The following is a 7,167-nucleotide window of genomic DNA, read 5'->3' on the forward strand; positions in this document are numbered from 1 at the left end:
GTTCCATGTCATCGGCCTGATCACCAATCTTCGCCCCGTTTTGCTCAAGGGCGGCACGGTGCTGATTTCCGCCGGCTTCGATCCCGGCGACACCAACCGACGCCTTGCCGATCCGGCGCTCGGCGTCACCCATTATTTCTGCGTGCCGCAGATGGCGAGGATGCTGCGCGAGCATCCCGGGTTCGCGCCGCGACTATGGACATCGCTCTTGGCGCTCTTCACCGGCGGCGCGCCGAACCCTGCCGCGGATGTTCTGTGGTGGCTGGAGCAGGGCGTGCCGATGGTCGACGGCTTCGGCATGACCGAGGCCGGCACGGTGCTCGGCATGCCGCTGGAGGCCGAGCGCATCGCCGGCAAGGCGGGCTCGGCCGGCCTGCCGGCGCCGACCGTTTCACTGCGCATCGTCGATGGCGCCGGCACCGATGTCGCGCCGGGAGAGACGGGCGAGATCTGGCTCGCCGGCCCCAACGTCACGCCGGGCTACTGGAACCGGCCGCAGGAGACCGCACGCGCCTTCAGCGAGGACGGCTGGTTCCGCACCGGCGACATGGCGCGGCGCGACGAGGACGGCTTCGTCACCTTGGTCGACCGCCGCAAGGACATGTTCATCTCCGGCGGCGAGAACGTCTTCCCGGCCGAGGTCGAGATGGCGCTGCTTGCCCATCCCGACATCGACGAGGCGGCTGTGATCGGCATCGCCGACGAACGCTGGGGCGAGGTCGGCCGCGCCTTCGTCGTGTTGCGCGCCTGTTGTTCTCTCGACCCGGCGGCGCTCGCCGGCCACTGCGCCGCGCGCATCGCCCGCTACAAGGTGCCGAAGGAATTTTTGGCCGTGGAGACTTTGCCGCGCACCGCATCGGGCAAGATCCAGAAGCATGTGCTGCGGGCGCTGAAATAGAGAGGCTGGAATCCGGCCGAAACACCTTGCTTTGAACACCCTTCCTGCTCCAGGAAGGGGGATGTCCGACAGTTACCTGCGATTGGTTTCGTATGATCCGCACTGGCGCCCCGGCGAAGCGGCAGCCAGCGAGGCGGTGACGATCGCGCGTGGATTGTTTCCACGCGCCGAACATATCGGCGTTGAATCCGAGGAGGGGGTCACATTCTTCGACGCCGGAGCGAACACGGAAAGCATCAATTGCCCGCTATGCGGCAGTGACCTCGAGGCTTGGTGGGGCGAGGCGATGGACCGGGCGGCTGCATCTGGCTTTAAAGACCTTGCTGTCGTAACGCCTTGCTGCGAAAGGCCGACCTCACTCAACGAGTTGCGCTACGTATGGCCTGCCGCATTCGGCAGCTGCGCGCTTACGGTCGTCAATCCCGGAGAGACCTCATTGGCGGTCGACCAGCTGCGCAGGATCGAGCAGGCAATCGGCTCGCCGCTGAAGGCAATCTGGCAGCATCTTTGAGCTGTCCACCAACCCTGGCACGCCAGAGGAAATACGATGAGCGAGCTGAAGATCAGAACCCGAGCGACCGGCGCGCTGGCCGTCCTGCAACCCGGCGGCCTGCCGGTTGTCACCACGCCGACCGGCGGCGCGGTCGATATCGTGACCGGCGCGAGCGCGCCGGGCTTCAATCCGCTCGATCTGTTGCACGCCTCGCTCGCCGCCTGCATGGTGCTCAGCGCCCGCATCGCTGCCACGCGCCTTGGGGTCGCCGCGCAGCTTGGCGAGGTGCGCGCCGAGGTCGGCGGCGAGAAGGCGGCGGACGAGCCGTCCCGCATCGTCCGCTTCAGCATCAGGCTCGATATTTCCGGCGATCTCGACACGGCGACCAAGCAGCGCATCATCGAGGATGCCGAGGCGATCTGCACCGTCTCCAACACGCTGCGCGCCTCCCCCGAACTGCACACGTCGCTGGGGTGAGGGGACCGTTTCCCATGGCCATGATCCCGCCTATCGACTACGCGACGGCGTCGCAAGAAATCCGCGCCGAGCACGACAGGGAGCTCAGCTTGCGCGGGCGCATGACCAACATGAAGCGCATCCTGCTCAATTCGCCGGCCGCTCACCGCATCTATGCCGAATGGTTCACGCTGCGCGATCTGCTCAAGCCTACGCTGGACGACCGTGCCATCTGGCTGCTTTCGATGGCGATCTCGGAGACAATGCGCGCCGAGGTTCCCGTCACCTTCTTCCGCCGCGCGCTGATGGATGGCGGTCTCGATCCAGAGGCAATCGAGCCCACCGCCGACGAGACGCTGCTGATCGCCTTCGGCAAGGCGGTCGCCGCCGATGCCAATGCGATTCCGGATGAGCTCTGGGCAGCGCTCAAGGCGCGCTATGATGACACGCTGCTGGTCAACCTCGCCGCCTTTGCCGGCATCATGGTGGCGACCTGCGTGTTCACCAATGCGGTGCGGGTCGACCTCGATCCGGAGCTGGAGGGGTATCGCAAGCGGTGAAAGCGCGATCTTCCCTTCTCCTACAAGGGGAGAAGGTCAGGGCCGCGCCCAATCTCCGCATGAAACGGGTGGCTCCCAGCCTCCGCCCGCCCCATTTTCACGGTAGGCAAGCGACAGGAGGCCGCCATGACCATCCATTCCATCAGCGCCAAACGCGCCAGCCGCTCCGCCGAAACGCGTGTCGAGGCGCAAGACTGGCCTGCCCTGGTCTCCGAACTCAACGCCCATGGCTGCGCCGTCATGAAAAACCTTCTCGCCCCCGACGAATGCGACGAAATCGCCGCGCTCTATCCGCACGAAGAACATTTCCGCAGCCATGTGGTGATGGCGCGTCACGGCTTCGGCAAGGGCGAGTACCGCTATTTCCGCTACCCGCTCCCCGATCCGATCGAAGGCCTGCGCAGGGCGCTCTATCCGCGGCTGGCTGGCGTCGCCAACGACTGGAACGAGAAGATGGGCGCAGCGCTGCGCTATCCCGCCGACCACGCTGCCTTCCTCAAGCGCTGCCACGACGAGGGGCAGACGAGGCCGACGCCGCTTCTCTTGCAATACGGCCCCGGCGACTTCAACTGCCTGCATCAGGACCTCTACGGCACGCTCGCCTTTCCGCTGCAGGTGGCGATCCTCTTGTCCGAACCCGGCGAGGATTTTGAAGGCGGCGAGTTCGTGTTGACCGAGCAGCGCCCGCGCATGCAGAGCCGTGCCGAAGTGGTGCCGCTGAGGCGCGGCGACGCGGTGATCTTCGCCGTTCACAACCGGCCGGTCGAGGGCAGTCGGGGCTATTATCGGGTGAACCTGCGCCATGGCGTCAGTCGTCTGCGCTCGGGGCGGCGTCACACTGTGGGAATCATCTTCCACGACGCGAAGTAAAGCGCCGCAAGAGAGGGGGCACTGCGCCTACGAGAAAGTAGCGCACCGCGCCCTACGAAATCCCCTCTCTGGCATTTTCCAAGCACTTGCTCGGGGACAAGCCCGCTCGCAAATGCAGGAAAAATGCTTCTCCCCCGCAAGGGGGGAGATCAACTGTCGCCGCCGCCTTCGCCAATCACCACGGGTGCTGGCTGCGGCGCTTCTGCCTCTTCCACTACCGCCTGCATTCGCGTATGCCCGGGCAAATCCCGCCACGTCAGCGCATTTAACCGGACCGCTCCATGATCCGTCTTGAAAACATCGGCAAGCAGAACGGCCGTCAGATCGTCTTTATCGAAGCCTCGGCCGCCTTGCAGAAGGGCGAGAAGATCGGCCTCGTCGGACCGAACGGCGCCGGCAAGACGACCTTGTTCCGCATGATCACCGGGCAGGAGCAGCCGGACGAAGGGCAGGTCCAGGTCGATCGCGGCGTCACCATCGGCTATTTCAGCCAGGATGTCGGCGACATGGAAGGTATGAGCGCCGTTGCCGAGGTGATGGAGGGTGCCGGCCCGGTAAGCGCGGTCGCCGCCGAGATGCGCGAGCTCGAGCACGCCATGGGCGATCCCGACCGCGCCGACGAGATGGACGCCATCATCGAGCGCTACGGCGAACTGCAGCACCGCTTCGAGGAGCTCGACGGCTATGCGCTGGACGGCCGCGCCCGCGAGGTACTGGACGGCCTCGGTTTCAGCCAGGAGATGATGGACGGCGACGTCGCCAAACTTTCCGGCGGCTGGAAGATGCGCGTCGCGCTGGCGCGCATCCTGTTGATGCGGCCCGATGTCATGCTGCTCGACGAGCCGAGCAACCACCTCGATCTCGAAAGCCTGATCTGGTTGGAGCAATTCCTGAAAAACTATGACGGCGCGCTGCTGATGACCTCGCACGACCGCGAGTTCATGAACCGCATCGTCACCAAGATCGTCGAGATCGACGCCGGTTCGCTCACCTCCTACTCCGGCAATTACGAATTCTACCAGGAGCAGCGGGCGCTGGCCGACAAGCAGTTGCAGGCGCAGTTCGAGCGCCAGCAGGCAATGCTGGCCAAGGAGATCGCCTTCATCGAGCGCTTCAAGGCGCGCGCCTCGCATGCCGCGCAGGTCCAGAGCCGGGTGAAGAAGCTCGACAAGATCGACCGCGTCGAGCCGCCGAAGCGGCGCCAGACGGTGACCTTCGAGTTCCAGCCGGCACCGCGCTGCGGCGAGGACGTGGCGACGCTGAAGGGTATCCACAAGAGCTACGGCAGCCGCACCATCTATTCAGGCCTCGACTTCCAGGTGCGCCGGCGCGAGCGCTGGTGCGTGATGGGCATCAACGGCGCCGGCAAGTCGACGCTTTTGAAGCTGGTGGCCGGCGCCTCCGAGCCCGACCAGGGCACGGTGGCGCGCGGTCCGAGCGTCAAGATGGGCTATTTCGCCCAGCACGCCATGGAGCTGCTGGAGGGCGAGCGCACCGTGTTCCAGACGCTCGAAGACAATTTCCCGCAGGCTGGCCAGGCGCCGCTGCGCGCGCTTGCCGGCTGCTTCGGCTTTTCCGGTGACGAGATCGAGAAGAAGTGCCGCGTGCTGTCCGGCGGCGAGAAGGCGCGGCTGGTGATGGCGCTGATGCTGTTCGATCCGCCCAACCTCCTGGTACTCGACGAGCCGACCAACCACCTCGACATGGCGACCAAGGAGATGCTGATCAACGCGCTTTCGCAGTACGAAGGCACGATGCTCTTTGTCTCGCACGACCGCCATTTCCTGGCCGCGCTTTCCAACCGCGTGCTGGAGCTCACCCCCGATGGCATCCACACCTATGGCGGCGGCTACACTGAATATGTCGCGCGGACCGGCCAGGAAGCGCCGGGACTGCGGGGGTAGCTGTTCCGCTACCCCGCCTGGAGCCATTTGCGCGACTGGGCGAAGGCCTTGAAGGTCTTGGCGTCCATCGGGGCGCCGAAGGCGTAGCCCTGCAGGATGTCGCAACCCAGTTCCTTGAGGATGCGCGCGTGATCCATCGTCTCGACGCCTTCGGCCACCACTTCGATGCCGAGCGACTTGCCAATCTCGATGATTGACGACACCAGCCGCCGCTGCGCCGTTGAGCCGGTGATCGGCGTGATCAGCTGGCGGTCGATCTTGAGCCGGCGCGGCTGCAGCTTGAGCAGGCTGACGATCGAGGCGTAGCCGGTGCCGAAATCGTCGATTTCGATGTCGATGCCGAGTCCCTTGATCTGCTCGATATTCCACGAAACGAAGTCGTCGTTCTCGTCGAGGAAGATCGACTCCACCAGCTCGAACGACACCGTCCCTTGCTTGATGGCGAGCTTGCGCAGACCCTTGATCAGGTCTCTGTCCTCAAGGCGCCTGGCCGAGACGTTGACCGAAACGCGCGGAATGTTGAGATGCGACCAGCGCTCGAAGTTCTCCAGCGCCTGCTTGAGAGTGGTGCGGTCGATCAGCGCCACAACATTCAGTTCTTCGGCGACCTTGAGATAGGCGGCGGGCGCGAGGATGCCGCGACGCGGATGCTTCCAGCGCGACAACGCTTCGACGCCGACGATTTCGAGCGTCCTGGCGTCGAACTGCGGCTGGTAGTAAGCGATGAATTCGTTCCGCTCCAGCCCGCCCAGGATTTCATCGGCGATCTGCTTGGTCCGAACGATCTCGCTCTGCAGCTCCGCGTTGAAGAACTCGTAGCGATTACGGCCATGGCTTTTCGCCCGGTACAGCGCGAGATCGGCATTGACGAGCAACTGCCTGGCGTCGACGCCGTCATTGGCGGCAATGCCGATGCTGACGCCGAACCGGCACTGGTGGCCCTGGAAATTTACCGGCTGGCGCATCTCCTCGATAATGCGGCTGGCGAGTTCGGCAAGCCTGTCGTCGCCAGCGCCATGGCCTACCACCACGAACTCGTCGCCGCCGATGCGCGCCACGAAATCGGCGGGCCCGGCGTTGGCCTTGATGACCTTGGAGGCGTGCACCAGCATGGCATCGCCCGCGGCGTGACCGAGCGTGTCGTTGATCTGCTTGAAGCGGTCGAGGTCGAGATGTAGCAGCGCGGTGCGGCCGGTTGCCCCGCTTTCGGCCAGCATCTCGTCGAGGTAGCGGCGATTGGGCAGGCCAGTCAGTGAATCGTGAAGCGCCACATGCTCGATGCGGGCGCTGGCAGCCTCCAGCTCGGCGTTCTTCGATTCCGACAGCTGCCGCTCACGCACGAGGTTCTCGTTGAGCAGCACGTCGCTGGTCACGTCCCATTCGGCGCCGATCATCTTCGGCGTGTCGCCGCTGTCCTGGAAGAACGTCGCGCGTGTGCGGACGTGGCGGATAGTGCCGTCATGGTGGACTAGGCGGTATTGCGAGGAGTAGAGGCCCTTGGTCGCTGCGGCCTGGTCGAAATCCCGCCGCGCACGCTCGATGTCGTCGGGGTGGATCGTCCCTGCCCAGTCATCATAACCGCGCGGCTTGGCGTCGGCAGGCTTGCCGTAAATCTCGTTGACGCGCTCGTCCCACACCAGTTCGTTGGTGGCAAGATCGTGCTCCCACACACCGATGCCCGAGGCCTCCAGCGCGAGCTCCAGCCGCCCGGACAGGCGCCTCAATTCGGCATAGTTTTTCTGCCTCTCGCCGAACAGCCGCCCGGCCACCAGGATCGGCAACACCACCAACACGCCGGCGAGCGCCATGAGTGCCTGCAAGGTCCGTTCATTCTTCGGTGCCGCCGGCCAGCCACCCTTGGGAACGGCCGAAATCCGCCACGAGCCCGAGGGGAGCTCCACCTCGGCCGTCACCGGATTGCCGGCGACGACATTGTCGCCGCCGAAGAAGCGTTCGCCGCCGCCCCCCAGCGCATCCTTGCCGGTC

General features: G+C 65.1%; 7 protein-coding genes. 6 read left to right on the forward strand and 1 reads right to left on the reverse strand.

Annotated features, from left to right (window positions below; all coding sequences use genetic code 11):
• The 6 genes from EOA33_RS18410 to EOA33_RS18435 form a co-directional block, all read left to right on the forward strand.
• On the forward strand, positions 1-898 hold an 898-nt coding region (locus tag EOA33_RS18410), incomplete at its 5' end, for an AMP-binding protein (RefSeq protein WP_145989191.1).
• Positions 899-959: 61 nt separating this feature from the next.
• Complete coding sequence (locus tag EOA33_RS18415) at positions 960-1,409, forward strand: hypothetical protein (protein ID WP_126055443.1); 450 nt, start codon at positions 960-962, stop codon at positions 1,407-1,409.
• 36 nt (positions 1,410-1,445) lie between these two features.
• Positions 1,446-1,868, forward strand: coding sequence for an OsmC family protein (locus EOA33_RS18420; protein ID WP_126055442.1), 423 nt, complete (start codon positions 1,446-1,448; stop codon positions 1,866-1,868).
• A gap of 14 nt (positions 1,869-1,882) precedes the next feature.
• Positions 1,883-2,407 (forward strand): hypothetical protein, encoded by a 525-nt coding sequence (locus EOA33_RS18425; protein ID WP_126055441.1) that lies wholly within the window; start codon positions 1,883-1,885, stop codon positions 2,405-2,407.
• A gap of 126 nt (positions 2,408-2,533) precedes the next feature.
• Positions 2,534-3,277 (forward strand): 2OG-Fe(II) oxygenase, encoded by a 744-nt coding sequence (locus tag EOA33_RS18430; protein WP_126055440.1) that lies wholly within the window; start codon positions 2,534-2,536, stop codon positions 3,275-3,277.
• 281 nt (positions 3,278-3,558) lie between these two features.
• A complete protein-coding gene (locus tag EOA33_RS18435; RefSeq protein ID WP_127406242.1) occupies positions 3,559-5,181 on the forward strand; it encodes an ABC-F family ATP-binding cassette domain-containing protein in 1,623 nt (540 codons plus the stop codon).
• Between the two features lie 8 nt (positions 5,182-5,189).
• On the opposite strand, the gene EOA33_RS18440 is transcribed toward EOA33_RS18435, so the two are convergent.
• On the reverse strand, positions 5,190-7,167 hold a 1,978-nt coding region (locus tag EOA33_RS18440), incomplete at its 5' end, for an EAL domain-containing protein (RefSeq protein ID WP_127406243.1).

This window comes from Mesorhizobium sp. M4A.F.Ca.ET.050.02.1.1 (assembly GCF_003997725.1).
Lineage (GTDB): Bacteria > Pseudomonadota > Alphaproteobacteria > Rhizobiales > Rhizobiaceae > Mesorhizobium.

Bases quoted from the DNA above. Each gene is read 5' to 3' on its own strand.
- EOA33_RS18415 (WP_126055443.1), top strand. From the start codon at position 960: ATGTCCGACAGTTACCTGCGATTGGTTTCGTATGATCCGCACTGGCGC.
- EOA33_RS18420 (WP_126055442.1), top strand. From the start codon at position 1,446: ATGAGCGAGCTGAAGATCAGAACCCGAGCGACCGGCGCGCTGGCCGTC.
- EOA33_RS18425 (WP_126055441.1), top strand. From the start codon at position 1,883: ATGGCCATGATCCCGCCTATCGACTACGCGACGGCGTCGCAAGAAATC.
- EOA33_RS18430 (WP_126055440.1), top strand. From the start codon at position 2,534: ATGACCATCCATTCCATCAGCGCCAAACGCGCCAGCCGCTCCGCCGAA.
- EOA33_RS18435 (WP_127406242.1), top strand. From the start codon at position 3,559: ATGATCCGTCTTGAAAACATCGGCAAGCAGAACGGCCGTCAGATCGTC.